The organism is Streptosporangium sp. NPDC001681 (assembly GCF_040298085.1).
Lineage (GTDB): Bacteria > Actinomycetota > Actinomycetes > Streptosporangiales > Streptosporangiaceae > Streptosporangium.
The window spans coordinates 1-25,613 of sequence record NZ_JBEOZN010000105.1 but is presented as its reverse complement, the minus strand read 5'-3'; the positions used below and the strand labels follow the sequence as shown (position 1 = coordinate 25,613).

30 protein-coding genes and 2 pseudogenes are annotated in these 25,613 nt (G+C 69.6%); 16 read left to right on the top strand and 16 right to left on the bottom strand.

Going from position 1 to position 25,613, the window contains the following annotated elements; genetic code table 11:
- The first annotated feature begins 55 nt into the window (after nucleotides 1-55).
- From ABT130_RS35120 to ABT130_RS35100, 5 genes are all read left to right on the top strand, one after another.
- Nucleotides 56-730: a type 1 glutamine amidotransferase domain-containing protein gene (locus ABT130_RS35120; protein ID WP_350962909.1), complete on the top strand. Its 675-nt coding sequence runs from the start codon at nucleotides 56-58 to the stop codon at nucleotides 728-730.
- Nucleotides 717-911, top strand: coding sequence for a dienelactone hydrolase family protein (locus tag ABT130_RS35115; RefSeq protein WP_350962932.1), 195 nt, complete (start codon nucleotides 717-719; stop codon nucleotides 909-911). The genes ABT130_RS35120 and ABT130_RS35115 overlap by 14 nt, the downstream gene beginning before the upstream one ends.
- 83 nt (nucleotides 912-994) lie before the next feature.
- A complete protein-coding gene (locus tag ABT130_RS35110; RefSeq protein ID WP_350962907.1) occupies nucleotides 995-1,726 on the top strand; it encodes an HAD family hydrolase in 732 nt (243 codons plus the stop codon).
- Nucleotides 1,727-1,851: 125 nt separating this feature from the next.
- Nucleotides 1,852-2,163, top strand: a complete 312-nt coding sequence (locus ABT130_RS35105; protein ID WP_502992236.1) for a Tn3 family transposase — start codon at nucleotides 1,852-1,854, stop codon at nucleotides 2,161-2,163.
- A gap of 74 nt (nucleotides 2,164-2,237) precedes the next feature.
- Entirely contained in the window at nucleotides 2,238-2,948 is a 711-nt protein-coding gene (locus ABT130_RS35100; RefSeq protein WP_350962904.1) for a VOC family protein, read from the top strand.
- Here ABT130_RS35100 and ABT130_RS35095 read toward each other — a convergent pair.
- Complete coding sequence (locus ABT130_RS35095) at nucleotides 2,935-3,183, bottom strand: glycine cleavage T C-terminal barrel domain-containing protein (RefSeq protein WP_350962901.1); 249 nt, start codon at nucleotides 3,181-3,183, stop codon at nucleotides 2,935-2,937. The genes ABT130_RS35100 and ABT130_RS35095 overlap by 14 nt on opposite strands.
- A 61-nt stretch (nucleotides 3,184-3,244) precedes the next feature.
- Nucleotides 3,245-3,871: a TetR/AcrR family transcriptional regulator gene (locus ABT130_RS35090; protein ID WP_350962898.1), complete on the bottom strand. Its 627-nt coding sequence runs from the start codon at nucleotides 3,869-3,871 to the stop codon at nucleotides 3,245-3,247.
- Between the two features lie 108 nt (nucleotides 3,872-3,979).
- Here ABT130_RS35090 and ABT130_RS35085 point away from each other — a divergent pair, with 108 nt between their 5' ends.
- Nucleotides 3,980-4,720, top strand: coding sequence for a CPBP family glutamic-type intramembrane protease (locus ABT130_RS35085; protein ID WP_350922425.1), 741 nt, complete (start codon nucleotides 3,980-3,982; stop codon nucleotides 4,718-4,720).
- Nucleotides 4,721-5,353: 633 nt separating this feature from the next.
- Here the strand turns inward: ABT130_RS35085 and ABT130_RS35080 are convergent.
- Entirely contained in the window at nucleotides 5,354-6,568 is a 1,215-nt protein-coding gene (locus ABT130_RS35080; RefSeq protein WP_350922423.1) for an RNA polymerase sigma factor, read from the bottom strand.
- The gene (locus ABT130_RS35075) at nucleotides 6,568-6,954 is read right to left on the bottom strand and encodes a YciI family protein (protein WP_350922420.1); all 387 of its coding nucleotides are present in this window, start codon (nucleotides 6,952-6,954) and stop codon (nucleotides 6,568-6,570) included. The genes ABT130_RS35080 and ABT130_RS35075 overlap by 1 nt, the downstream gene beginning before the upstream one ends.
- Before the next feature lie 638 nt (nucleotides 6,955-7,592).
- Between ABT130_RS35075 and ABT130_RS35070 the strand changes: the two are divergent.
- Nucleotides 7,593-7,733, top strand: a pseudogene (locus ABT130_RS35070) (IS5-like element ISDge16 family transposase); the annotation flags it as partial.
- Between the two features lie 86 nt (nucleotides 7,734-7,819).
- Here the strand turns inward: ABT130_RS35070 and ABT130_RS35065 are convergent.
- Complete coding sequence (locus ABT130_RS35065) at nucleotides 7,820-8,539, bottom strand: GNAT family N-acetyltransferase (protein WP_350922404.1); 720 nt, start codon at nucleotides 8,537-8,539, stop codon at nucleotides 7,820-7,822.
- Nucleotides 8,540-8,996: 457 nt separating this feature from the next.
- Here ABT130_RS35065 and ABT130_RS35060 point away from each other — a divergent pair, with 457 nt between their 5' ends.
- On the top strand, nucleotides 8,997-9,461 hold the full coding sequence (locus ABT130_RS35060) for a hypothetical protein (RefSeq protein WP_350962896.1): 465 nt from the start codon (nucleotides 8,997-8,999) through the stop codon (nucleotides 9,459-9,461).
- A gap of 431 nt (nucleotides 9,462-9,892) precedes the next feature.
- The gene (locus ABT130_RS35055) at nucleotides 9,893-12,238 is read left to right on the top strand and encodes a HelD family protein (RefSeq protein ID WP_350962894.1); all 2,346 of its coding nucleotides are present in this window, start codon (nucleotides 9,893-9,895) and stop codon (nucleotides 12,236-12,238) included.
- A gap of 667 nt (nucleotides 12,239-12,905) precedes the next feature.
- Here the strand turns inward: ABT130_RS35055 and ABT130_RS35050 are convergent.
- Entirely contained in the window at nucleotides 12,906-14,090 is a 1,185-nt protein-coding gene (locus ABT130_RS35050; protein ID WP_350962891.1) for an FAD-dependent oxidoreductase, read from the bottom strand.
- Between the two features lie 54 nt (nucleotides 14,091-14,144).
- On the opposite strand from ABT130_RS35050, the gene ABT130_RS35045 reads away from it, so the two are divergent.
- The gene (locus tag ABT130_RS35045) at nucleotides 14,145-14,837 is read left to right on the top strand and encodes a TetR/AcrR family transcriptional regulator (RefSeq protein WP_350922392.1); all 693 of its coding nucleotides are present in this window, start codon (nucleotides 14,145-14,147) and stop codon (nucleotides 14,835-14,837) included.
- A 57-nt stretch (nucleotides 14,838-14,894) separates the two neighbouring features.
- Here the strand turns inward: ABT130_RS35045 and ABT130_RS35040 are convergent, their stop codons facing one another.
- The 7 genes and pseudogenes from ABT130_RS35040 to ABT130_RS35010 all read right to left on the bottom strand — a co-directional run bounded on the left by ABT130_RS35040 (nucleotide 14,895) and on the right by ABT130_RS35010 (nucleotide 18,469).
- Nucleotides 14,895-15,161: a hypothetical protein gene (locus ABT130_RS35040; protein WP_350962888.1), complete on the bottom strand. Its 267-nt coding sequence runs from the start codon at nucleotides 15,159-15,161 to the stop codon at nucleotides 14,895-14,897.
- 32 nt (nucleotides 15,162-15,193) lie between these two features.
- A complete protein-coding gene (locus ABT130_RS35035) occupies nucleotides 15,194-15,520 on the bottom strand; it encodes a DUF1048 domain-containing protein (protein WP_350922388.1) in 327 nt (108 codons plus the stop codon).
- A 1-nt stretch (nucleotide 15,521) separates the two neighbouring features.
- Entirely contained in the window at nucleotides 15,522-15,878 is a 357-nt protein-coding gene (locus tag ABT130_RS35030; RefSeq protein ID WP_350962885.1) for a DUF1048 domain-containing protein, read from the bottom strand.
- Entirely contained in the window at nucleotides 15,875-16,201 is a 327-nt protein-coding gene (locus ABT130_RS35025) for a PadR family transcriptional regulator (RefSeq protein WP_155350237.1), read from the bottom strand. Before ABT130_RS35025 ends, ABT130_RS35030 begins: the two co-directional genes overlap by 4 nt.
- 155 nt (nucleotides 16,202-16,356) lie before the next feature.
- Nucleotides 16,357-16,452: pseudogene (locus ABT130_RS47845) on the bottom strand (transposase); the annotation flags it as partial.
- A gap of 122 nt (nucleotides 16,453-16,574) precedes the next feature.
- The gene (locus ABT130_RS35015) at nucleotides 16,575-17,198 is read right to left on the bottom strand and encodes a hypothetical protein (RefSeq protein WP_350922383.1); all 624 of its coding nucleotides are present in this window, start codon (nucleotides 17,196-17,198) and stop codon (nucleotides 16,575-16,577) included.
- On the bottom strand, nucleotides 17,195-18,469 hold the full coding sequence (locus tag ABT130_RS35010; protein WP_350962883.1) for a molybdopterin-dependent oxidoreductase: 1,275 nt from the start codon (nucleotides 18,467-18,469) through the stop codon (nucleotides 17,195-17,197). The genes ABT130_RS35015 and ABT130_RS35010 overlap by 4 nt, the downstream gene beginning before the upstream one ends.
- 468 nt (nucleotides 18,470-18,937) lie before the next feature.
- On the opposite strand from ABT130_RS35010, the gene ABT130_RS35005 reads away from it, so the two are divergent.
- Complete coding sequence (locus ABT130_RS35005) at nucleotides 18,938-19,942, top strand: NAD-dependent epimerase/dehydratase family protein (RefSeq protein WP_350962881.1); 1,005 nt, start codon at nucleotides 18,938-18,940, stop codon at nucleotides 19,940-19,942.
- Nucleotides 19,943-20,057: 115 nt separating this feature from the next.
- Here the strand turns inward: ABT130_RS35005 and ABT130_RS35000 are convergent, their stop codons facing one another.
- The gene (locus tag ABT130_RS35000; protein WP_350962878.1) at nucleotides 20,058-21,404 is read right to left on the bottom strand and encodes a hypothetical protein; all 1,347 of its coding nucleotides are present in this window, start codon (nucleotides 21,402-21,404) and stop codon (nucleotides 20,058-20,060) included.
- A gap of 91 nt (nucleotides 21,405-21,495) precedes the next feature.
- Here ABT130_RS35000 and ABT130_RS34995 point away from each other — a divergent pair, with 91 nt between their 5' ends.
- The 5 genes from ABT130_RS34995 (at nucleotide 21,496) to ABT130_RS34975 (ending at nucleotide 24,944) form a co-directional block, all read left to right on the top strand.
- Nucleotides 21,496-22,161 (top strand): glycosyltransferase family 2 protein, encoded by a 666-nt coding sequence (locus ABT130_RS34995; protein ID WP_350962876.1) that lies wholly within the window; start codon nucleotides 21,496-21,498, stop codon nucleotides 22,159-22,161.
- On the top strand, nucleotides 22,158-22,928 hold the full coding sequence (locus tag ABT130_RS34990) for a TIGR04282 family arsenosugar biosynthesis glycosyltransferase (protein WP_350962873.1): 771 nt from the start codon (nucleotides 22,158-22,160) through the stop codon (nucleotides 22,926-22,928). The genes ABT130_RS34995 and ABT130_RS34990 overlap by 4 nt, the downstream gene beginning before the upstream one ends.
- Nucleotides 22,929-23,014: 86 nt before the next feature.
- Nucleotides 23,015-23,365, top strand: coding sequence for a GNAT family N-acetyltransferase (locus ABT130_RS34985; protein WP_350962871.1), 351 nt, complete (start codon nucleotides 23,015-23,017; stop codon nucleotides 23,363-23,365).
- Nucleotides 23,362-24,318 (top strand): RNA polymerase subunit sigma-70, encoded by a 957-nt coding sequence (locus ABT130_RS34980; RefSeq protein WP_350962868.1) that lies wholly within the window; start codon nucleotides 23,362-23,364, stop codon nucleotides 24,316-24,318. The genes ABT130_RS34985 and ABT130_RS34980 overlap by 4 nt, the downstream gene beginning before the upstream one ends.
- 62 nt (nucleotides 24,319-24,380) lie before the next feature.
- Entirely contained in the window at nucleotides 24,381-24,944 is a 564-nt protein-coding gene (locus ABT130_RS34975; protein ID WP_350922365.1) for a dihydrofolate reductase family protein, read from the top strand.
- On the opposite strand, the gene ABT130_RS34970 is transcribed toward ABT130_RS34975, so the two are convergent.
- On the bottom strand, nucleotides 24,934-25,173 hold the full coding sequence (locus ABT130_RS34970; RefSeq protein WP_350962866.1) for a hypothetical protein: 240 nt from the start codon (nucleotides 25,171-25,173) through the stop codon (nucleotides 24,934-24,936). The genes ABT130_RS34975 and ABT130_RS34970 overlap by 11 nt on opposite strands.
- Before the next feature lie 101 nt (nucleotides 25,174-25,274).
- Nucleotides 25,275-25,403, bottom strand: a complete 129-nt coding sequence (locus ABT130_RS34965; protein WP_350962863.1) for a hypothetical protein — start codon at nucleotides 25,401-25,403, stop codon at nucleotides 25,275-25,277.
- Between the last annotated feature and the right edge of the window lie 210 nt (nucleotides 25,404-25,613).

The window sequence follows — 25,613 nt, the reverse complement described above, 5'->3', positions numbered from 1 at the left end:
TACCCAGCGTCTGTGCTATTGGTGGGTGATGGGTCGCCGGAGGCATGCTCGGGGCATGAGAATTCTGATCGTTCTGACCAGCCACGACACCCTGGGCGACACCGGACGCAAGACCGGCTTCTATGTGTCGGAGGCCGCGCATCCGTGGGAGGTCTTCACCGCCGCAGGCCACGAGGTGGACGTGGCGAGCGTCAGAGGCGGAGTGCCGCCGCGCGACGGCGACGACCCTGCCGACCCCGCGCAGCGCCGGTTCCTGTCCGGCCTGGGGGAGACTCCTGCCGTGGACACCCTTGACCCTTTGGCGTACGACGCGGTCTTCTTCGCAGGAGGCCACGGCACAATGTGGGACTTTCCCGACAACCTCGCTCTGTCGCGGCTGGCTCGGGAGATCTTCGAGAGCGGCGGAGTGGTGGCGGCCGTCTGCCATGGGCCGTCGGCGCTGGCCGGGGTCACCCTCTCCGACGGCTCGCCCCTGGTGTCCGGAAGGCGGGTGGCCGCCTTCACCAACGAGGAGGAGGAAGCCGTCGGGCTGACGTCCGTGGTGCCGTTCCTACTGGCCGACCGGCTCACCGCAGAAGGCGCCACCCACGTGCCAGGCCCCGGCTTCGCCGCCCAGGTGGTGGTGGACGGCCGCCTGGTCACCGGCCAGAACCCAGCCTCGGCCCGCGACGCCGCCGAGGCGGTCGTCGGGCTGCTGTCCGAGGTCAGGCTGGGCGATATGCGCGCCTAAGTGGCCAGGCCGCGCACGCCTGGCTCGCATCCTGGCGCACCAGCTGTTCGGGGTCACCGCCGACATCCGCGAGGTGGCCGATCGCATCGCGGCGCTCGGCTACGTGGCGGTCGCGTCGGACTTCCCCGGGGCGCGTTCATCAGACGAACACCTCGACACCCCGCGCCGTCAATGTCACTGAGCACTTCAGGTGGCGTGGTCCGCCAGGCCGGGCGCCAAGGACCCCTCTGGCGTCAGGGACAAGCGCCACGAGATGATCATCCTATGGCGGATGTGATTTTCTTCGATCTGGACGGCACCCTGGTCGATCATCGAAGCGCGGTCTTGGAAACGATCGGCCAGATCGTCCAGGCCGCGCCGAACGCGACGGCTCCACCGGAGGAGCTGGTGACCTTGTGGTGGACGCTGGAGGGGCGCCACATGCGGGAATATCTGGCCGGTCAGTGCTCCTTCGCTGAGCACCACCGACGCAGGCTCCGTTCCTTCCTGCCAATGCTCGGCGAGCCAATTCCTGAAAGTCCCGGCCTTCTGGACGCCTGGATCGCCGACCGCTACCTCACCGTGTTCGAGGAGTCCTGGCGGAGCTATCCCGATGTCCAGCCATGCCTGGAGACCCTGAAACGGCTTCCCCGAGGACCGCGTCTTGCCGTTCTCACCAACGGGGACCCCGAGCAGCAGCGCGCCAAGCTCGCCCGCTTCGGCCTCCTCGAATACTTCGAAGCTGTCCTGACCCCGACCGAGCTCGGTGCGGCCAAGCCCGTCGCCTACGCCACCGCCTGCCGGTGGATGCGGACGGACCCCGCGCAGGCGGTCAACGTGGGCGACATGCTGGAAAGCGACGTGAACGCAGCCGCCCTCGCCGGGCTCACCGGCATCTGGCTGGACCGTGGCATCGACTTCATCACCGGTGGGCCATCGCCGACGGCAGACGAGACGGTGCTCCGCATCGAACGCCTCACCGACCTTCCCGACCACCTATCACGCACGAACGCCTGACCGGCTCTCACGAACCTCACCGCTACTTTGGGGCCTGGGTCAGCTTTGGCGGTGTGGCCGTACCGGTGGATCGCCGTCCACCATGGCCCCTAAGCCGGTGGCAACAACCCCTGGCGGTCAACCTGGTGCGCGAGGACTGTAGCCTCGCCGCGCCCGGCCGGGACCGGATCGCCAGTCCTACCGCGAGGACCAGCCGGCCGTGCTCGGCCTGGTCGTCAACGCCGTCGCGCTGTGGAGCACCCGCTACCTGTCAGGCGGCCGTCGACCGGCTCCGCGCCGAGGGTGTCCCGGTCAAGAACGAGGATGTCGCCCGCCTCAGTCCGCTCGGCCACGCCCACATCAACTTCCTGGGCCGCTACGCCATCACCGCCTCCGCACCCGCCCAAGGCCTTCGGCAGCCCGGCGAAGTCCCCGACCTGCCCGGTACCGCCGGTTGAGCCGAACACGTGCGGTTCCTCATCCACGCGGGCATAGAACCGGCGGAATGGCGACGCGGCTTGTTCAAATTGCGATGAATGCTCGGGATGACTCCGCACTCGGCCGGTTCTGGGCCGAGGCGCTCGGCTGGACCATTTCCAGCGAGGAACCCGGCGTGACCAACCTCGAACCCGAGGGCTTCACCTATCCTGACCCCATCGCCGTCTGCCTGGACATCATCGCCGTCCCGGAACCCAAGACGGTGAAGAACCGCGTGCACATCGACCTCGCCACCACCTCAGCGGCCCATCAGGCGGACCTGATCGCGCGCCTTCAGGCTCTTGGTGCGACGCCCGTCGACGTCGGCCAGGGCGACGTGCCGTGGACGGTCCTCGCCGACCCGGAGGGCAACGAGTTCTGTGTGTTGGAGCCTCGATCGATCTACCGGGACACCGGGCTGATGGCCGTGGTGGTGGTCGACTGCACGGATCCACGGGCCATGGCCCGGTTCTGGGGCGAGGCGATGGACTGGACCCTGCACGAGGTGACCGACGATCATGCGGTGTTGCGCTCCGCCAAAGGTGTCGGCCCGTATCTCGAGTTTCTCCGCACGCCCTACGTGAAGACTGTCAAGAACCGCGTCCATCTCGATCTCCGGCCGTACCCCGGTGACGATCAAGCGGCGGAGGTGGCCCGGCTGCGGGCTCTCGGCGCCACCGACATCGACCTCGGCCAGGGCGACGTCCCGTGGACGTGCCTCGTCGACCCAGAGGGCAACGAGTTCTGCGTCCTCACCCCGCTCTGACGCGGAGCCTCTTCATCCGCAGGTCGTACAACGGCTCCTCGGCGACGACGGCGGCAAGTCGTTCGCCAAAGTACTCGATCTCCAGGCGCTGAGAGGCTACGGCCGGCGCTGGCGGCAACCAGGCGTAGGCGATGGCGGTGCCGATCGTGAAGCCGTAGTCGGCGCTGGTGACGTAGCCGACCGGGGCGCCGTGGGCGAACACCGGTTCCTTCCCCGCCATCACCGGGCGGTCCATCGTCAGGCAGGGGGCCCACCGGAATACGGTAGAAACGGGCCGCAGCCGTTGGGGCGGCTACTCAGTGTCTTTCGGGTTGGCAGGGCTCAGCCAGGGCTTGCTGCCAGAGGCGGATCACTGCGTGCACGTGGCCGGTGGCGTCGCGGTCGGCCGGGGGGTCGAGTAGGGCGCCGTGCAGTTGCGCCTCGATGCCCTGGACGGCCAGCAGGGCGTTCAGTTCGGGATTGGGGCCGCCGGCTCCCAGGCGGCGCAGTTCGCCCGCCAGCGCGTGGGCGATCTGCTGTTCGGCTTGCCGGAAGCGGGTGACCAGGCCGGGGGTACGGGGGGCTTGGTCGAACAGCAGCCGGTGTAGATCAGGCCGGTCGGTATGCAAAGCGGCCACGCACCCCACCAGGTCGGCGAGGAGGTCAGGCAGGGGCGGGCGATGCTCGGCGGCACGGGCGAACACCTGGATGACCTGTTCGGCGCTCTGCGTCAGGTAGTGCTCGGCCAGCGCGACCAGCAGCGCGTCCTTGTTCGGGAAGTACTGATACAGCGATCCGATGGACACCCCGGCGCGTTCGGCGATCTTGTTGGTGGTGGTGTCGGCGTAGCCGTGGCGCTGGAAAAGCTGAGCCGCTGCCTCCAGGATCGCCGCGACCGTCTCACGGGAGCGCTGCTGGCGAGGGTGTTTACGGGGCGTGAGCACGTGCCTCCAATGCGAGTATCGAAAACTGAGAATAGCTCGCATTATTGAACGGCGGGCTGGTCGCCCCACCTGCTCCCTGTTTTCCCCTCTCTGAACGGAGACGTCTTCGTGCTGCCCGACCTCCTGGCCTACGGCGCCCGGATCCTGCCTGGCCTGTTGCTGATCGGCGCCTGCTTCGCGCTGGCGCGCGGCGAGCGCGACCCGCTGCTGCGCATCATGGTGCTCATCTTCGGCTTCGTCCTGATCAGGGACGCGATGACACCGCTGGGGTTCTGGCGGTTGGGCGCCGCGGGGGCGATTCCGTGGCTGCGCTTCACCGACCAGGCGGGGATCCTGCTGCTGTTCGGCCTCGGCACGCTGGCACTGACCGCGGGGGTGCTGCGCCTGGACGGCGGGCTTCGCTCCTTGGTGCGCTGGGGCCGGTTCACTCCGGTCACGGTCAGCTGGGGCGTCGGCGGCGGCGTGCTGGCCGCCGGCCCGGTCCTGCTGCTGTCGCTACTGACGCCGATGGCGGAGCGGGGCGGAGCGGTCGCCGTCACGTTGCTGCCGGTGCTGCTGGCCTTCAGCCTGGTGGGCAACCTCGCCGAGGAGGTGCTGTTTCGCGGGTTCCTTCAGGGACGGCTGGAACAGCACACCAGCGCCATCCGCGCGGCGCTGCTGTCGGCTCTGTTGTTCGCCGCCTGCCACGTCTTCCTGGCCTCGACGGTCACTGACGTCGGCTGGCCGCTGCTGGCCTTCACCCTGTACGAGGGGCTGATCTGCGCTTTCCTGCGACTACGCAGTGGCGTGATCGCCGCCGCCCTCGCGCACGGAATCGCGATCTTCCTGCTGGCCGGCGCGCTGGTCTGAGCCGCCGAAGACGCCGAGCCGGGCCCAGGCGGTGAGCGTTCTCAGAAATGAGCGATTGTGCGAGGCCAGGGACGCCCTCGTTCGACGAGGCGTTCGGGGGTCCCGGTAGTATCGGCGAAATTTTCAACGGACATGCAGGTCGGAGCTCCCTTAAGGACCTTCGGGCACAGCTTGGAAGGTGGGCCGCTGACCTGCATATCCGTTGTTTCCTGCGTCGTTACCACTGGGACCCCTGGAGAGCCGAGTCAGGCCACCGCAGCACGCACTGGCCGTCGGCGAATCTGGTCGTTCCAGGCCACCGCAGCCGAACTGAAAGTGATCGACGAGCTCTGGGACCAGGCAGGGGCTCGATCTCGTAGCGAGCTGCTCTCGTGTGTGCTGGAGGAGTATCTGACGCCTCTCCGCCGCCGTGGCAGAGCGAGGTGAACGTCAAGCCTCTTGAATACAGCGGGGCCCGCCCAGTGGAGATGGGCGGGCCCCGTGTCTGTGCGGTGAAGCGTCAGTGCAGGCCCCCCTTTATGTCAATGACGATCACAGTGATGTTGTCGGGGCCACCGTGGCCGATGGCCAGCGGTTGTCAGGCATGTTCGCATCCGGGCCGCGCTCGAATCCGGGTCGGCCGCGCTGGGGAAGTCAGTCCAGCGCGGCCGCCTTGCGCAGCAGCACTGAGCGTTCGCGCTGGTTGGCGCACAGCCGGGCGGCCAGCTCCAGCTCGGCGCGCGCCTCCGGTCGCCGGCCGAGGCGGGCCAGCAGCTCCCCGCGTACGGTCGGAACCAGATGCGAACCGGGGAGCCGGTCCGAGGCGATCAGCTCGTCCACGATGGCCAGGGCCTGCGCCGGACCCGAGGCCATGGCCACGGCAACGGCCCGGTTGAGCTCGACCACCGGCGAGGGCGCGACCCGGCCGAGCGCCTCGTAGAGCAGCACGATCCGGTCCCAGTCGGTCGCCTCGACCGAGGGTGCCGACGCGTGGGTGGCGGCGATCGCGGCCTGCAGGCCGTAGGGGCCGAGGCCGCGGGCTGACGCCCTGGCCAGCGCGGCCAGCCCCCGGCGGATCGCCGAGAAGTCCCACAGCCGCCGGTCCTGGTCCTCGAGCAGGATCGGCGTGCCGTCCGGGCCGGTCCGGGCCGGGAAGCGCGCGGACGTCAGCTCGCACAACGCGAGCAGGCCGTGCACCTCCGGCTCGTCGGGCTGCAGCGCGGCCAGCGTGCGGGCCAGCCGGATCGCCTCGTACGCGACGTCGGGGCGCAGCAGCCGGTCGCCCGACGTGGCCGTCGACCCCTCGGTGAAGATCACGTAGAGGACTCTGAGCACGCCGCCCAGCCGTTCCCGGCGCTTGCCGGCCGGCGGCAGCTCGAACGGCACCCCGGCCGCCGCGATCGTCTTCTTGCCTCGGGTGATGCGGGCCTGCACGGTCGGTACGGGTACCAGGAACGCGCGGGCGATCTCCTCGCTGGACAGGCCGCCGACCACGCGCAGGGTCAGCGCCACCCGGGCCTCGCGGGAGAGCACCGGGTGGCAGCTGACGAACATCAGCGCCAGGACGTCGTCGTCGATCTTGTCGGGGTCGATTTCCTGGTCGACCGCGGGGTCGGCCGCCAGCAGGGCGTATCGGTCCTGGAGGGCGGTCCGGCGGCGGATCGCGTCGATCGCCCGCCGCCGGGCCGTGGCCATCAGCCAGCCGGCCGGATTGGCCGGAGAGGCACGCGGCCACGACACCAGCGCCTCAGCCACCGCCTCCTGGGCCGCGTCCTCGGCCAGCCCGAAATCGCCGGTGAACCGGGTCAGCGCGGCGACGATCCGGGCCGACTCGATCCGCCAGACGGCCTCGACGTCGGCCCTACCCATCAGATCTGGCCGTTGCTCTCGCTGCCCTGCGGGACCTCGTCGGCCTCGGCCACCCGCCGGACCTCGATCTTGGACCCGCGGACCGCCGGGACCCGCTTGGCCCACTCGACCGCCTCCTGTTTCGTGGCGACATCGAGCAGGAAGTAGCCACCGAACAGTTCCCTGGTCTCGCCGTACGGCCCGTCCGTGACCACCGGCGCCTCGCCGCTGAAGTCGACCACGACGCCCTGGCCCGGATCGTCCAGCCCTTCGGCCGCGACGAGAACCTCGGCCTTCATCATGTCCTCGATGAACTGGCGGGTTGTGACCATCATCTCGTCGAGATCAGCCATCATGGCCGCGTTCGTTTCATCGGTGCCTCGCATGATCAGCAGGTATTTCGACATCGCGTTCTCCTCGTCCGGCGGGGCCGCCCCTCGGCCCTCGCCCCCATACGTCGAACGAGCGGCCCGCTGATCGACACGGCCCCGGAGAAATCTTTCGCCGCGACGCAGCCGATCCCGTCAGACCGGCCTCTGAGCGATGGCTGACGCGGACGCCCTGCTGATGATGATGCTGATCAGCTCAGTAGCGCTGTTGACCAGGATGCCCTCGCACGACGGGTCTTCGGCAGCCCCCTACAAGAACAATTCGGCAACGCGATGGGGTCTACCGCTTCGGCTCGTCGTAGGGGGTTGATCTCGGTGCCGAGAAGGGTCTCCAGCCGCCGCGATCGCAACCTGGCCTGTGAGTAGGAGCGGTACGGCGAGCCGGGGTTACTGTCACATCCGTCGACAGTGTTCATGATGGGGGCCGGCACTCTCGCCGGGCCCATGGCGTGGCAAGGGGTAGCTGATGTGCGAGGAGGCCATCCATGGCGGTACCGACGTTGTGCTGCGTTCCTTTTTGAGCGGCAAGATTAGACGTACTATCAGGGCCCAGCGGGTCGTTGATGGGCGGTGAGGCAGTGCCGAAGCTCCTGTTCGCGCGGGCGCCGAAGGACGCGATCGAGGAACGCAAGATCCGCCGCAACCGCTAGAAACTCGGCTCCCGCGGCGGTCGGCCGCCGAAATTCGACAAGACCGACTACCGCGAGCGCCACGCGGTCGAGTGCGGCATCAATCGTCTCAAGAGGCACCGGGCGGTTGCCACGAGGTATGACAAGCTCGCGGTCCGCTACGAGGCGACACCGTTCTCGTCGCGGCCATCAACGAGTGGCTGTGACCAGGATCGTTGTGAAAGTGGGCAGGTGGCTTGTGGAGTTCGGGGTGTTCAGGGGTTGATGGTGTGTTCGGTGAACTGGCCGCAGGAGCGGAATCCCAGGCGGCGGTAGACGGGCTCGCCGTCGGTGGACGCCTGCAGGACCGCGATGTGGTGGTTTCGGTCGCGGGCCGTGTGGAGTGCGGCGAGTGTGATGGCACCGCCGTAGCCGCGTCGGCGGTGGGCGGCCAGGGTGCAGATGTTGTAGATCCCGGCAACCCCCGCGTGATGAAACACTTCGGCCGAGCAGACCGGACGGCCGTCTACGTAGCCGACCAGGTAACGGGCCGGACAGTGCGCGGCCAGGGCCTGCGGGGCGGCCTGGGTGAAGAAGCGGCGGACGGTGTCAGCGGGCGGGGTCCAGTTCGCGGCGAGAACCGCGGCGTAGTCGGCGAGCTGTTCGGGCGTGGCCACCGTCTGGATGTCCAGTCCTGGGGCGGCGGGCAGCGGCAGGGTGTCGTCCAGCTCGGCCCACATCGCCGTCTCGCGTTCGGATGCCGGCAGACCAGCCGCCGTCAGGCGGGCGGTGAGGTCCGGTGGCCTCGAGGCGGGCCCCACCCACCAGGAGAAGCGGCGGCCGGTGCGAGCCAGTGTCCGGGCGGTCTCGGTGATACGTGCCGTAGCGGTGGTGACGGTGAAGCGGGCCGCGGCAACGATGTTGAAAGTGTCGTCGTCCAGGCCGCTGTCGGCGACTAGGAGGTCATCAGTCTCTGTAACGGTCGCACCGCTCATGCTCCGATGCAGGTGACAGGCATGTTCCGCCAGATTCTGCTCCATCCTGTCCGTCAAGTTGGCGTCATTGAGAAAATGGACATTCATAATGAATGATCCCAGCATGACTGGGCGCAGGTTGCACGTGATTTTGGATCGCTCGCCGACGGTGTCACGTCGGCGACATCGTTCTCGGCCTGTGTCCAGCCCATCGCGTCGCGCCGTGATGCCTGCCGTGGGCTCACAGCAGCTTGCCGTTCTCGTCCAGGAACGCCGCCAGGGCGGAGCCGGTGGCGAGGTCACGGATGGCGGTGATGGCCTGGGCGCGATCGGCGGTGAAGGTGATCTGCTGCTTGTGCAGCTCGGTTTAGCTGGGGCTGTCAAGCGAACCTGCTGGTCAACCGCTTGAAGGTCGTTAAGCCATGTAGGACGAGTAGGCTGACCGCGATGATCGCCTGCGACGGTGAAGGAGCCGCTCATGACCGCCGACCCAACGATGACCCGGATCGGCCAGGGGGTGGAGTTGCATCACCACCAAGGCCAGCGTGAAGCCGCTCGCGAGTTGTTCGCGCAGATCTGGGACGACATCGGCGGCGAGCAAGGCGACCCGCTGCATGTTTGCGTCCTTGCTCACTCGATGGCCGATGTGCAGGACGACGTGCACCAGGAGCTGGTGTGGGATCTGCGAGCGCTTGCCGCCGTCGGCCTGATCACTGATGAGCGGGTGGCGCAAGCCGGGGTGCCGCTTTCGGTGGCCGGCTTGTATCCGTCGTTGCACCTGAACTTGAGTGAGTGCTATCGCAAGCTGGGCGATCTCGGCCGCGCCCGTGAGCACCTCCGGCAGGCGCGGGACGGGATCGGCGCGCTTGGCGACGACGAGTATGGGCAGCTCATCAAGGGTGGCCTGGAGCGGGTGGCCGAACAGTTGGGTGAGACCGTCTGACTGCGAGCGCGTCAGTGGGGCCGTCGAGAGGTTCATGAGCCGCGTGAAAAGACGTAGAACCCTTCGATGAAGTCGAAGCAGGCGGCCTTGGCCGGTTCCTCCGGCGTCCGGCCGCGCGGACCGACTCCACCATCCGCCGCCGGAACTCTGGCGGGTACGGCGGAGGTGACATCGGCACTTGTGAACTCCTCCCAGGACACATCGTCCCAAGCGATCAGGTGTCCACAAGACCGGGGCAACATCAATTCTCACGCTGGGCTGTCGGGTCGACAGATCGCGATCAAGTATCAGGTGAGCCGGAACACGGTGGCTGCGGCGTTGCGTCAGCCGTGGCCGGTGCATCGGCATACGGGACGGTCTATACTCGTTTCCTTAGCGCTATCGCACGGAAAAGCGCACAAACGCCCAGTTAAAAGGAGCGTACCAAGGAAATGTCGAGCCGTCAAGTGTCAAGCCCTCATATCGAAGCTGAGCAGTCCTACATCACCATGCTGTACTGCCACCTCGATGAGGCGCGTGAGCGGGCCGAGACCTCTCTGAAGGAGGCGCACCGCAGTCCCGGTGACGGCACCGCTCGGGGCATGGTCGAGCGGGAGACGTTCTCCGGAGAGTACGCCAGGCGCCTCGCCAGGCTCAATGGGGTGGAGCACGGCCTGTGCTTCGGCCGGATCGACGACTCCGGCGGCGAGACCCTCTACATCGGCAGGATCGGGTTGCGCGACGGCGACGGCGAGCCGGTCCTGATCGACTGGCGGGCCCCTGCCGCCCGCCCGTTCTACACCGCCACGCCCGGCAACCCGGGCTCGCTGGTACGGCGCCGCCACCTGCACACCCGCAACCGGACCGTGGTCGGCGTCGACGACGAGGTGTTCGACCTCGATCGGATGAGCGACGCCGACCGCCGGTCGCTGGTCGGGGAGGCGGCGCTCCTGGCGACGCTGCGCCGGGCGAGAACCGGCAAGATGAGCGAGGTGGTGGCCACCATCCAGACCGAGCAGGACCGCGTGATCCGCTCGGGCCTGCACGGGACCCTCGTGGTCCAGGGCGGTCCTGGCACCGGTAAGACGGTCGCCGCGCTGCACCGCGCCGCTTACCTGCTCTACACGCACAGGGACGTCCTGGAGCGCAGGGGTGTCCTGATCATCGGGCCTAACGACCTGTTCTCCCGCTACATCGAGCAGGTGCTGCCCTCCCTCGGCGAGAGCGACGTGGTGATGACCACGCTCGGGCGGCTCTATCCGGGCATCGCGGCGACGGCAGAGGATGGCCCGTCTCAGGCTGTGATCAAGGGTGACCTGCGGATGGTCGAGGTGATGGCGGGAGCCGTACAAGATCGGCAGCGGGTCCCCGAAGGAGACCTCGAGGTCAAGATCCCCGCTCGGACGTCGGTGCGCGGCGGCAAGGAAGTCGTGGTCGACTGGACGACGCTCCGCGTGGACCACGGCACCTGCGTCATCGCCCGCGACCGCGCCCGTGCACTGCGCAGCCCGCACAACGAGGCCCGGCACGTGTTCGTGCTCGACATGCTGCGGGCGCTGGCCACCGCCGAGGCCGAACAGTACGAGCGGCTGACGGATGAGGAGGAGCTGGGGGTGGTGCTGCCTGACGACGGCGACTCGTGGCTGGAGCTGCCGCCGGACGAGGAGGAGATGCGGGTCGACGAGGAGGAGACGCTGCGGGAGGCGTGCCGGGTGCTGTGGGAGCAGCCGACGGTACGGCAGGCGATGGACGAGCTGTGGCCGATCCTCACCCCGGAGCAACTGGTCGGCGAGCTGCTGGCCGACTGGGAGGCGATGCTCTCGGCGGGTCTGGACACCGGTGAGGCCGGAGAGCTGCTGCGTCCGCCGGGTGCGCCGTGGACGGTGGGTGACGTGCCGCTGCTCGACGAGGCCGCCGAGCTGCTCGGCTCCGACCTGACCGGCGATCAGGAACGGGATCGGGCCAACGCTGCCGAGCGGCGCGGCGAACGGGCCTACGCCCAGGACGTGCTGACCTACAACAACGACTTCGAGATCCTGGACGAGGCCGGGGCGAGGCTCGGTGACCTGCTGGACGTCGGCACCCTGGCCGAACGCCACCACGACCGAGGCCCGGCACTGACCACCGCCCAGCGCGCAGCCGCCGACCGGACGTGGGTCTACGGTCACGTGATCCTCGACGAGGCCCAGGAGCTGTCGGCGATGGCCTGGCGTTCGGTCATGCGGCGCATCCCGACCCGCTCACTGACCGTGGTCGGCGACATTGCCCAGACGGGATCGGCGGCGGGCGCCCGCACCTGGGAAGAGATGCTGGCTCCCTATGCCGAGGACCGCTGGCGCGAGGAGCGACTGATGATCAATTATCGGACCCCGGCCGAGATCATGGACGTGGCCGCTGATGTCCTGCGCGCCGTGGCTCCTGACCAGGTCCCCCCGCAGTCGGTCCGCACCGGCGAGACTCCGCCTCGCGCCATCCGTCAGACGTCACTCGGCTTCGCGGATGTGGTGGAGTCTGAGCTCACCGCGATCGGCGAAGGGCGGCTGGCCGTCATCGTTCCCGACGCGCGTCATACCGGGTTCGCCGAGGTCGATCTCGAGGCGCCGGTGGTGGTGCTCACCGTGACCCAGTCCAAGGGGCTGGAGTTCGACGCCGTCGTGGTCGTGGCTCCTGACGAGATCCTCGCCCAGTCACCCAAGGGGGGTCACGATCTCTACGTGGCGATCACCCGAGCCACCAGGCGCCTTGCCGTGGTGCACGAAGCGGAACTACCTGACATGCTCGCCAAACTCGCCCGGTGACGGTGACGGTGACGGCTCTGGGAATGGGGCTGGGCGAAAGGTCTTGCATCGACCGGTAGGTGCTGCGGTGGAAAATCGTTCGCTCGGCGCGATGCTGCTGACGGGTGAGGTGCTGTGGCGGATTGGGCCGCACTTCCTGAATCGGACCGACGCTCACCGACCGCCTCACCTACGCCGGCACCATCATCGAGACCGGCACCGGCTCCTACCGCCTCGCCCAGACCCGAGCACGCACCGAGCAGGCCGGCTGATCCAACTCACCCAACGTCACCGGAGTCATGCCCGCACAACCGCGGGCATGACTCTCACTTTCACCGACACTCCACAGCCTTCGATCATCAAACGGCTCCCGAACCGACCGACACCTGGCCCTCACTCACACCTTCATAGCCAGTCGGTCCAGCGATCGTCCTGAGCGGCTTACGCGAAGACGCGCTCGACGACGGTGGCCTGCTCGGTAGCGCCAGCGCTGTCGAGCGTCGCCAGCGCCTCGTGCAGGCTCAGCGCGAACTGGCCGCCCTCACTGGCGCCGTTCGGTTGCTGCTCACCGCCCCGTGGCGGAGTTCGTATGGCGGGCGGTGGATCTGCCGGAAGGAACCGCGGCGGTGCCGTGCTGTCCCGTGAAGCCGTGGCGAGCTGCTGGTGCTGGTGCTCTCGCGCTTGGCAGTCAGGATGGCTGAACTTCGTCGAAGAGGGCGAGGGCTTCGGTGGGGTCCGGGCTCACGAGGCGTTCCAGACCGGCCATCGTGATCTTCGCCCACCTGCCGGCCCGTGCCCACATCTGTTCCTCGAAGGCGCGGACGGCCTCGTCCAGATCGCCAGGGCCGGGGGCGGCGGCGACGGACTCGGCGAGTTCGGCGCCTTCCAGCATCGCGAGGTTCGCGCCCACCCCCAATGGGGGCATCAGGTGGGCGGCGTCGCCCAGTAGCGTCACCCCGGGGACATGGGCCCAGGTGTGGGACACGGGCAGGACGTAGAGAGGGCGGTGGACGAAAGCGGTGCCGTGGCGGAGGAGGTCGAGGACGGGAGCGGCCCAGCCGTCGAACAGAGCCAGCAGGCTTGATCGCACGGCCTCGACGTCGGCCAGGTCCAGGCCCACGTCCATGCCTGCGTCCAGGCCCGCGCGCCGGTTCAGGCCCAGATGCCGGTCCAGGTTCGTGTGCCAGTCCAGCGGCGCGCGGAACTGGGCGTACACCTTGACGTGGCCGCCGCTGTTGCGCTGGGCGACGAGGGCGCGGTTCACGCCGTACACAGCCATGGAACCGTCGCCGATCAGCCGGGCGAGGTCGGGGTGGCGGGTGTCGACGTCGTCCAGGGAGGTCTCGACCAAGGTGACGCCGGTGTAGTGCGGCGTCGCGGGCGAGATTGCCGGGCGGACCCGGGACCAGGCGCCGTCCGCGCCGATCACGAGGTCGAACGTCTCCTGCCGCCCGTCCGTGAAACGGACCAGCACGCCGTCCCGGGTCCCCGGCACTACCTCCGTCACGCCCCGCCCCCACTGAACGTCGAGGGGGCCGAGCAGCAGGTCACGGAGTTGCCGCCGGTCGATCTCGGGATTGGCCCGGTCACCCGGACGGGGTCGCCAGTCGCGGAGGACGGTCCCGTCCGCGTCCAGGATCCGCATGGCCTGCCCCTCGGGACGGGACAGCGCCTGGAACTCCGTCAGCAGCCCCGCCTTGCCCAGCGCGAGCTGGCCCATCCTTTCGTGCAGGTCGAGCGTGCCCCCCGGGGGACGGGCGTCAGGGGCGGGATCGCGTTCGAGGATGGTGACGGGGTGACCGTGGCGGTGCAGGACGCAGGCGAAGGTTAGGCCGGCGGGGCCGCCCCCAATCACGGCGATGCGGTGTCTCATATCGATACACTGTATTTACATATTACGGTGTATCGCAACAGTACGATGTAACCTATGACTGTGTGGGACCGGCCGGAGCCGCCGACTCGCCCCGTGCCGCTCGACCGGGAGCGAATCGTTGCCGCCGCTATCGCGCTGGCCGACGAGGGCGGGCTGGAGGCGGTGTCGTTGCGCAAGGTCGCCGCCCGGCTGGACACCGGCCCGATGCGGCTGTACGGATACATCTCCACCAAGGAGGAGCTGTTCGACCTCATGGTGGACGAGGTCTACGCCGAGATCCTCCCTGAGGAGCAGCCCGGCGACTGGCGGGAGGTGCTGCGCATCCGCGCCCACCGCACCAGGCAGGCCACCCTCCGTCACGAATGGCTGGCCGATCTGCTCGGCGGCCGTCCGACCCTGGGCCCAAACGCCCTCGCCGTGACTGAGGCCACGCTGGCCGCCCTCGACGGCCTCGCCGACCTCGACACCGTCCTGCGCGCCGTGGAGACTGTCAGTGCCTACTTCACTGGCGCGATCAGACGCGAGATCGCGAACCTGCGGGCCGAGCGCGCCACGGGCCTGTCCAAGCGCGAGTGGCAGCGCGCCTCCGGCCCGCATGTGAGGAGGATGCTGGCCACGGGCCGCTTCCCAGCGCTGGCCAAGGCCGTGCACGACGGCACGGAGGTGGACGCCGAGGCGTCCTTCGCGACCGGCCTGGACTGGGTCCTCGACGCCGTGGCCGCCAAACTCGCCCGGCCGCCGGCGTGACGCTCAGGATTTCCAGGTGACATCCGTGGCACTGCATAACGCCGCCAGACTGCGCACCTACCTGCTCGACTGGTTCAGAGGCAAGCTCTGACGCCGGACGACCGAGCGGCGCTGGAAGGGCTGCGCCATCTGCAGCGGTACGTGGGCTCCTACGCTCATGTCCATGGCCAGCAGCCGCACCCCCTCCGATTCGCGCTCACCGACTCGCCGGTCGGCCTGCTCCCCTGGAACAGCCAGGCCACGGGCGGTCTCGACGCCGGCCCGGATCGCGTTCAACCCGCGGATCTCCGTCAGCATCGAATCCAGGCTCATGTTGCCCGGCATCGAAGAACTCTGCCGGCACCGGTCGACGGGTGTTACTTCTCGGCCGTGCCGGGTTTCCCGCTGATGGACTCCTGATAGATGTCCGCGTAGGTGCGCGAGTCCTTGACCAGGTCGTCGCAGAAGGCGGCGACGTCGTTGCCGATGAGTTCCAGGACTCCCTTGCCGGCCGCGACGCCCTCCTCGAAGAAATCGACGATCCCTGAGAGCAGGGGCCCGTCAAGTAAGTCGATCGGTCCAACCTTGAAGAAGTACCTCTGAATCTCCTTGTAGACGATCTGGTAGTCCGGCGGGAGCGCCTTGACCCGCGCCATGTGCGCCCGCCACTGCTTCTTGCCCTCGATGATGTCTTGGATGCCCACGTCAGCCTCCTAGCCGGCCCAATTTCCTTGTGACGTTCCTGTTCAACTGCTCGCGCCACCGGTCGCGAAAGCTCCGAGCCCCTTCTCCGCCGGCCAGTGCCACGCAGAAGCCCTCGACATCGTCACCCAGCACCTCGTGAATGTTCCGCCCATCGGCCGCTGTCTCTTCGAGCAGCCCCAGAGCACCGTCGAGAATCGGCATCAGGTTTCGACCCGTGAAGTCCGAGTAGGGAGAAAGATGACCCTTGATCTCTTCCCACGCCGCTCGGTAGTCGGCCGGCAATGCCTCGGCCCGGGCTTCGAACGCCTTCCATTCCCTGGTGAGATCGCTGCCTGTCATGGCCTCCCAGAAGTTCATCTCCCGCCCTCCTTGAGCTTGTCGATCCGTGATGTGATGTACTCCCATTTCGCCCAGAACGTCGCGAGTTCTTCGCGCCCCGCGTCGTTGAGCGCATAGAACTTGCGCGGCGGGCCCAGCCCGGACGGTCGTTTCGTCGCCTGAACGAGCCCGTTCTTCTCCAGTCGCAGCAGGATGGTGTAAACCGTCCCCTCGACGACGTCGGCGAAGCCGAGTTCGTTCAGCCGACGCGTGATGGCGTACCCGTAGGTCTCCTCGCTGCCGATGATTTCAAGCACGCAGCCCTCAAGCGTGCCCTTCAGCATCTCCGTCAGGTCGTCCATCGTGGGTCCTCTTCGGTCTCTTGGTACTTTGTAGTACCGAGTACCACTACACGGTACCACAGAGTAGTGAACCAATGCCTAGCCAGTAGTGCTTTGTTAGGTGGATTGGGGCGGCTGTTGATGACAGGTGGGGCATCGGCCTGTCCAGGTGGCCAATCGGTGAGCGCGTGCACGCTCACGCCGATCTGGCAGTTGCCGACCTTGCCCAGGGGGCCCGAATACCGCCGGGCCACGCCCGGCGACGCGGTGCCGATGCCACCGGCCACGGCTTCCGGATGAGCGTGCAGTTGATGCGTGACGCGGTGCGTGCGTCGCTGGCCGTCGCCAAGGTCGCCGGTGGTGCTTTTGTGCGGGCGGGCGCAGGCCGATGTACTCAATCGGGAGGTGCCGGCCGCGGCCCGGGAGGCTCAGGAGGAGCATGTGGCTCGGATGGTCCAGGCGGGCCGGGGGCGCCTGACGGCCTGGGAGGGCCTGGCGGTCCGGAGGAGATCTTGCCTCGTGATACGGAGGGGGCTCTGTCTCGTCGCAGCCGGACGGCGTAGGCGATCGCCGATCCGGCGAAGAGCACACCGGTCACCAGCAGCCATCGTCCCAGGTACGGGCTCGTGTCCAAGGCCACCGCCCCCCGGTAGGTGCGCGAGGATCCCCCGAGGATGAGGGGGAACCAGACGATCAGCAGCAGTCCGGACAGACCGCCCGGTACGCGCAGGTAGTTGGTCATCGGCGGCCACCGGACGCCGGGCCGTGGTCGGGGACGCCACCGGCGCGACCGCACGGCGACGTCGGCGAGGGAGTAGAGGGGAAACAGTACGAGATCGTGAATGATCGCGGCGCCGACGAACCACACCAGAAATCCCACCCAGATGCCCGCGACGACGACCCGGCTGGCGGCGTAACCGGCCAGCGCGAAGCAGGCGAGCAGCGCGAGCAGGTGCAATGGGTCGGCGCCGTAGCGGGTGGTCGCCCGCCGGCGCAGGTCACGGACCCGGAACCTCATGAATCCGCCGGCAGGAAGTCGAGCTGACGCACCCACTTGGTGTTGTGCACACCGGGGGCGTTCGGGACCATGATCCGGGCCGGGAACCCGTGGTTGAGGGAGAGGTCGGCGCCGTTGACCCGCAGCGCCAGCAGGGAACGGGGATCGGCCACCTGCCGGGCACTCAGCGACGCGTGGCTGAACACGCCCCCCATCTGCAGGGACCGGACGAAGACGTCGACCCCGCCCACCGCCGCTCCGGCCAGCCGCGCCAGATCGGCCAGGCGAACGCCGGTCCATGTCTGCTCGGTCGACCACCCCTCCACGCAGGCGATCGGCAGCCGGTAGGTGTACAGCGGCATCGCCAGCAGGTCGGTGCGGGACAGTCGCACCGGGTGCGGCCCGATCAGCGTGAGCTGCCACTGCGGGCCCATCCCCGCCATGTCGACGCCCACGTCGGCCGCTGTTTTGTTCACCTGGAAGTCATTCGGTCCCGGGCCGTAGACGCGCCCGTGGGGGGCCAGCAGTGCGGTGCGCCGCAGCGGCCCGTCGATGGTCTGGCCGACGGACAGGCCGAACATCAGCATCGAGCCGCCGCCGACGAAGGCGAGCAGGCCGCGCCGGGACATGGTGGGTGCCGCCGGGTCGGGGGCGACCAGAGCGTCGGGGTCGGGCGGTTCGGGGTGGGTGTCGGCCAGGCCGGTGCGCAGCTCGCGGCGGAAGCCGCGTGATCGCAGCGCGCTGATCATCCGCGGCAGTTTGAAGGCGACATGGACCACGAACGCCGCCAGGAAGATCCAGGCGCCGTACAGGTGCGCCGGGTAGAAGGAGAACGGGAACACGTAGAAGAGCTGGATGTTGAGGATGCCGGTGACGAACTCGAACACCGCCCCGCCGACCAGGAGCAGCAGGCTGGCCCGTTCCACCGCCTCGGCGGGGGAGCGGGCGGGCGGCCAGGCGAACAGTTTGTGGATGACCGACCACAGCTTGGCCAGCAGCACCGGCACCAGCGTCAGCCCGAGGATGACGTGCACTCCCTGGGTGAGCCGGTACAGCCACACCGGATGCGTGGGCCAGTCGAAGAGATAGAAACCCAGCAGTCCCTTGCCGGGGGTTATGTCGTTGCCCGGCAGCCGGGGATTGTAAGCGGCGTACGACAGCAGCCCTGTGATCGTGAGGATGGGGATGCCGACCAGCAGCACGATGCCGAACACCGAGGTCAGCCACGGGCCGCGTAACGGGCTGCGCCAGAACTCCGGCCGGAACGGGCCGGGCGGCGGATGTTCGCGCAACCACTCGGTGAGGCCTCGGCCTGGGCGCGTGGTTTTCCGGCCGGGGTTCGGAACGGGCTCACCGTCGTGCTGAGCGGGTCCTGGCGATGGTCGATCTGACACGGATCACCCCCGGAGTCAGTACCTGACGCGAAACGGAGGAACGCTCACACAAGCAGCCCGACATGAGGCTCTAAGTCCTGTTTTAGAGGGAAAAGGCCCTTCTGGGCAGTATAACTTACTGCTATGAATCTTGATCTGACAGTGATCGAGGCGTGTTAGCCAGGGGGTGCCCGGTCACCGAAGACGACCGGGGCGGCTGGGTGAGTGACGGCGCGGGGAGGGGCGCAGGCGGCCGGCCGGACCGGCGTATGGGGCGCGTAACCGGTCGACACGCGTCCGCCGCGGAGCCGAGGCGAAGTTCTTACGGGCCGCGAACTTTCGCGCCGTTCTCCGGCCGCCACCGGATCAGGCAATAGCGTCGGCGGGATGAGGGTATTGGTAACCGGCGCGGCCGGGTTCATCGGAAGTCATGTGGCCGAGCTGCTGGAGGCGGCCGGCCACGAGGTCGCCGGTCTCGACCTCCGGCCCCGGGCCGGGCACCTGGTCGGCGACGTGCGCGACACCGAGCTGCTCACCCGGTCGTTGCGCGGAACGGACGCGGTGGTCCACCAGGCGGCGAAGGTTGGCCTCGGAGCCGACGTCTCCGATCTGCCGGACTACGCGTCGGTCAACGTGTACGGCACCGCCGTACTGCTCGCGGCCATGGCGGAACACGATGTGGGACGGCTGGTCCTGGCCTCGTCGATGGTGGTGTACGGCGAGGGCGCCTACGACTGCCCGGGACACGGCCGGGTCCGGCCCGGCCCGCGTTCGCGGGAGGATCTCGCCCGCGGCGGGTTCGAGCCCCGCTGCCCGCGGTGCGGAGCGGAGCTGACCCCGGCCGTGATCGACGAGGACGCGCCCCTGGACCCCCGCAACGCCTACGCCACGACCAAGCTCGCCCAGGAGCACCTGGCCGCCAACTGGGCGCGGGAGGTCGGCGGCACGGTGGTCGCGCTGCGCTACCACAACGTCTACGGGCCGAGGATGCCCAGGGACACCCCCTACTCCGGGGTGGCGGCGATCTTCCGATCCGCGCTGGAGGCGGGCAGGGCCCCCCAGGTGTTCGAAGACGGCCGCCAGCGGCGTGACTTCGTGCATGTCGGGGACGTGGCCCGCGCCAATCTCGCGGCCCTCGGAGCGGTCACCCCCCGAGGGGCGCTGACGGCCTGCAACGTGGCCAGCGGCGAACCGCGCACGATCGGGGAGATGGCCTCCGCTCTCGCGGCCGAGCACGGAGGTCCCGAACCGGTCACCACCGGCGAGTATCGCCTCGGCGACGTGCGGCACATCGTCGCCGCCCCCGACCGCGCCGCACGTGATCTCGGATTCCGCGCGGAGATCGGGTTCGCCGAGGGGATACGGGAGTTCGCCGCGGCGCCCCTGGGCTGACCTTTGCCACGGCGACATCGCGTACGCCGGGTCCGTGCTCCGGCCCTCGGCGGCCATGACCCGTCCCGGGCGCACCAGGCTGTCGCGGCGGGTACCGGCACACGAGTCCGGTGGATCACCACGGGGAGATGACGAGGCCCTGCAGCAGGAGTCCGGCCAGGGCCTGGACGGCGAGCCACCGGCGGCCCTGCACCCCCTGCGACCTCGGCGACCAGGCGGCGGCCAGGACGATCCAGGTGGCGTAGGGAACCCAGATGCGCTCGACCTCTCCCTTGGTCACCCCGCTGACGTCGAGGGCGAGCACGGCCACGATCGCCGCCGCGACCAGGGCACGCACGCCGCCGGGCGTCATCCGTACCAGGCCCGCGGCGCTCGCCGGGCCGGTCAGCAGGGCCAGCACGGCCAGGTTGGCGACCAGGAAGTAGAGGTAGGGCCGGGCCGCGCCGGGGTCGGCGGCCCACTCCGCGTGGGTGGCGAGCACCCCCGACGGCCACAGGAAGCCGCCCGCGGCGAAGGCGGCCGTGACCGCCGCCGTCCCCGCCAGGCAGGCGAGCGCCGTCGCGCGGGAGATCCGCGCGGCGAAGGCGGCGACCACCGGGATCAGCAGGTAGGGCACCAGGCCGTAGCTGAGATACGGCAGGGCCCCCAGCAACGCTCCGGCCGCCACCCCCGGGAGAACGCGAGCCCTGCCCCCGGCACCCCCGCGCACCAGCAGGGCCACCCCCCAGGCGCCGACCCCCGCGAAGAAAGCGTCCATGCTCGTGGCGATCCACACCGCGACCGGACTCAGCGCGAGGTAGGGCAACGCGAGCCGAGCGATCTCCTCTCCCGCGAGCCGCCGGACGGTGAGCGCGACGGCCACGACCGCCGAGCACCCGACCACCACGACCAGCACCGCCGCCCAGAACGGACCGGGCAGCCCCACCCTCGCCAGGGCCCACAGCACCAGCACGGGCAACGGCGGGTGCCCCCGCACATGGGTGGGATAGCCGGGAAGCCGCTCGGTGAAGGAGGCCAGCCAGCCCAGTGGGTCGTCCCCCACCGCGGGCAGCACGGCCAGGTACTCGTACGGGCCGGTGAGGGGCCGGGCCAGCCCCTCGCCGGAGACGGCCAGCAGCACCGTCCACGCCAGAGCCGTGCCGTACGCGACGAGCAGCGCCACCCCGAAGCGCAGCCGCGCGATCAGGGCGGGCAGCGCGGCGACCGCGAGGACGGCCAGGAGCAGGGGCGCCGCGAGCGAGGGCGGCGGCGTGCGGAAGTGCCCGTGCAGGGGCGGCAGGTGGTCGATGGGCAGCATGCCCAGCGCGTGCAGGACGGCCCCGGCGGCGAACGCCGCGGCGACGAGCGAAGCCCAGACGACGAGCGCCGGCCCGCTCCGGCGGCCGTCGGGACCGGCACCCGCCCGTGACGGGCCGTACTCCGCACGCAGGCTCCTGACCCGCCGCCGGAAGTGTGTGATCACCCTCCTACATTAGGTATGAGCTGGGATTTTTCCGCGACACGTCACCACCGCATAAGGGTTGACAGGCCCTGTCGACCTTAGCGTCTCAAGCATGAAGATCGATGTGGTGCTCCCGTGCCTGGACGAGGAGACGGCCCTGCCGTGGGTGCTGGGGCGGATGCCTGACGGTTACCGGCCGATCGTGGTGGACAACGGTTCCACGGACGGATCGGCGCGTGTCGCGGCCGAACTGGGAGCGCTGGTGGTGAGCGAGCCCAGACGCGGGTTCGGCGCCGCCTGTCATGCGGGACTGCTGGCCTCGACCGGCGAGGTGGTGTGCTTCATGGACGCCGACGCGTCGCTGGACCCGGGCCAGCTTCCACGGGTGACCGGGCCGGTCGTCTCAGGTCACGCCGACCTGATGCTCGGTAGGCGGGTCCCCGTGCCGGGAGCGGCCTGGCCGCTGCACGCGCGACTGGGCAACGCCTTCCTCGGCCGGCGGCTGGCCGGCCGTACCGGCACGAGGCTCCGCGACATCGGCCCGATGCGGGCCTGCCGCCGCGCGGATCTCCTGGCCCTGAACCTGACCGACCGGCGCTTCGGCTACCCGCTGGAGATGGTGCTGCGGGCGGCCGACCAGGGCTGGCGGATCGCCGAGACCGGGGTGGACTACCTGCCTCGCGCCGGGCGGTCCAAGGTCACCGGCACCGTACGCGGCACGCTGCGCGCGGTCGGCGACATGCGCAAAGTCCTGAGCGAGCGGGGCGGCACGAGATGACCGGCGATCCGAGCAGGATGTGGCAGGCCGCGCACGCCCGGGGCCGCGGGCGGCCCGGCGCGCCCCGCGCGGCGGGAGACCGACGGCGTGACCCGCTCCCATGCCGGGTCGTCGACGACATCGACGGTGGGGGCCAGATCGTCGTCATCGCCAAGGAACCAGTGGCCGGACAGGTCAAGACCAGGCTCACCCCGCCGTTCACCCCCGCCGAGGCCGCGCTCCTGGCCACCGCCGCGCTGGCCGACACCCTGGGCGCGGTGGCCGACGCCCCGGCGCGCCACCGGGTGCTGGCACTGTGCGGCGGCACCGGCCCCTGGCTGCCACCGGGCTTCGCCGTCCTGCCGCAGCGGGGCACCGGGCTGGACGAGCGGCTCGCCGCCGCCTTCGAGGACGCCTACCGGGCCCACCCGCTGCCCGTGGTCCTGATCGGCATGGACACCCCGCAGGTCACCCCCGCGCTCCTGGCCGGCGCGCTGGCCACGCTGGCCACCCGCGACGCCGTGTTCGGCCCCGCCGCCGACGGCGGGTTCTGGCTGCTCGGCCTGCGCCAGCCCGACCCCGCGCTCCTGCTTGGCGTGCCGATGTCGCAGCCCACGACCGGCGCCGCCCAGCTGTCACGGCTGCGTACGACGGGCCTGTCGGTGGGGATGCTGCCCCTCCTGCGGGACGTCGACACCGCCGGCGACGCCGCGGCGGTGGCGGCCCAGGCGCCCTCGTCCCGCTTCGCCGCCACCCTCGCCGCGCTCGGGACGGGAGCGACCCGATGAACCGTCCCCGGCGGCTCGGCGAAAGGATCCAGGAATTGATCTTGGTCTGACTGCCTCGTACCCTGTCGTCCGTTTGGTGATGGCCGATGGCTGGGCGGTGGGTTCGTGGCGACTACGAGGCATGGATGAAGAAGGGCGGCTGCGGTCACGCCGACTCGCCCGTCCAGCTGACGGTCTGGGGCGACGGCCTATACGGAGGTCAGCTCAGCGGGCGAGCGCCAGCCGGGCACGTGGGAACCGGCGTGGGCCGGGCGCTGATGGACGACGCGCTGCCGCACCTGGGCCCGCGCGCGGTGCTGTGGGTGCTGGAGGGCAACGAGCGGGCCCGCCGGTTCTACGAGAAGGCCGGCTGGTCGGCGGACGGCGTCACCCGGGACGCCCCGATGGGCGGCGAGCTGACCCACCAGCTGCGGTACGCCCGGACGGCCGCCCGGTGACCGACTTCGCCGAACGTGCCGAGCGGCACCGGGGCGAGCTGCGGGTGCACTGCTATCGGATGCTCGGGTCGTTCGACGAGGCGGAGGACCTGGTCCAGGAGGTGTTCCTGCGGGCGTGGCGCGGCCGGGACGGCTTCGAGGGCCGTTCCTCACTGCGCGCCTGGTTGTACCAGATCGCCACCAACGCCTGCCTGGACTTCCTCGACGGCCGGAGCCGCCGGACGCTGCCCGACCAGGCCGATTCGCCGGCCGGCCCGTGGTTGCAGCCGTTCCCCGGCCACCTGTGGGAGCCGGTGGCACCGAGCGCCGACGACCCGGAGGCCGCGGTGGTCGCGAAGGAGACGCTGGAGCTGGCGTTCCTGGCCGCCATCCAGCACCTGCCGCCGAGGCAGCGCGCCGCGACGACCCTGTGCGACGTGCTGGGCTGGCCGGTCCGCCAGACGGCCGAGGCCCTCGACGGCAGTGTCGCCTCGGTCAACAGCGCACTGCAACGGGCCAGAGCCACCCTGCGCACCCACCTGCCGCCCGGCCGGTCGGACTGGGCCCCGTCAGCCCCGCCCACCGACGAGGACCGCAGGATCCTGCGCCGCTACATGTCCGCGGTGGAGCGCGGCGACCTGACCGAGGTCGCCGAGCTGCTGGCGCGGGACGTGCGGGCGACGATGCCGCCGTACCCGGAGTGGTTCGCCGACCGCGACGGCGTGCTGGCAGCGCTGTCGGCGAGCTGGGACGCCGGCTCACCCGACTACATCGGAACACTGCGCATGCTGCCGGCGAGCGCCAACGGCCAGTTGGCCGCGGCGACGTACCGGTGTCCGCCGGGCGGGCACGCGTACGAGCCGTTCGGCATCGGCGTGCTGCGGGTCCGCGACGGCCGGATAACCGAGATCGTCGCGTTCCACGAGCCGGCCCTGTTCCCGTCGTTCAACCTCCCACCCACCCTGGACCGATGAGATTCCGCGGTGGATGCCGTCTCAATACCGCACGAGGCAATCAGCCGGCAGAGGAGACAGCAGTGAACGACATCGAACCGCAGACCGCGAACGGCAAGGTGCTCTGGCACTTCACCATGTCCCTGGACGGGTTCGTGGCCGGGCCGAACCACGAGATGGACTGGATGATGACCGGCATCTCGCCCCAGCCGGGCCTGATCGAGGAGTACGTCGCGACCACCGGCGCGATCCTGGGCGGCCGGCGCGGCTGGGACCACTTCCCGGATCCCCGCATCGTCTACGGCGGCGCCTGGACCGGACCCATCTTTGTGCTCACCCACCATCCGGAGGACGCCAAGCCCGCCGACGGCGTCACATTCCTGGACTGTGACGTGGCCGAGGCGGTACGGATCGCGCTGGCCGCGGCCGGCGGCAGGAACGTCGAGGTGCATTCGCCGACGATCGGTGGCCAGCTTCTCGAACGCGGGCTGCTCGACGAGATCAACCTGCACATCGCGCCCGTGCTGCTCGGCGAGGGCATCCGGCTGCTGGACCTCCCCGGTGGCCGGCCGCACTACCTCCACCGGGTCGGCGTCGGCGACCCCACGGCCGAGCTGAGTGTGCGGTACCGGCCGGTCAGGCCGTGACCGCGAGCGTCACCACGGCGACGGCGAGCGCACCCAGCAGGGTGCCGATCGCCAGACCCCCGGCCCAGGCGCGGGCGGTTCGGTCGAAGGAACGGACGAGGGCGAGCACAAGCACCCCGGGCACCAGGAACACCTCGAGGTAGGCGGGCAGGACACTCGCGCCCCTGGCCTCGGAGGGGTCGGCCGACACGACGGCGAACAGGATCCAGGCGGCCTGAGCAGGGCGCAAGGCGAGTCCGGCCCCCGGGGGGACCTCCCTCGGGGGCCGTTTCCTGTGCTCGACCTGTTCGCCGGGACCGGTGGACTCACCCGGGGCCCCGCCTACGGCCGTCACCGTTCCACGTCGTCGGGACCGAGGTCGGCCCGGATGCGCAGGGCGCGGACGGGATGGCGGTATCGGCCCCGGTCGTACGCCTGGTCGACCACGATCTCGGCGACCAGCAGCGGCTCGACCTGCACGTCGAGCAGCGGCGCCTACGCGGCGGGATTCATCAGCCGCGTCAAGCAACTCCTGGAAGCCGACGATTGGTCGCCGCGACTCTAGCCTTCGACAGTGAAGGCGTCGCGTGACCACCCTGCCCGCCGCCCGAGCAATCCTCGGGCCGCGGGCGCGGTGGTTAAAAAACCAGCAGTGGTAATAGTACAAATTAGAAACATTGTGTTAACAGA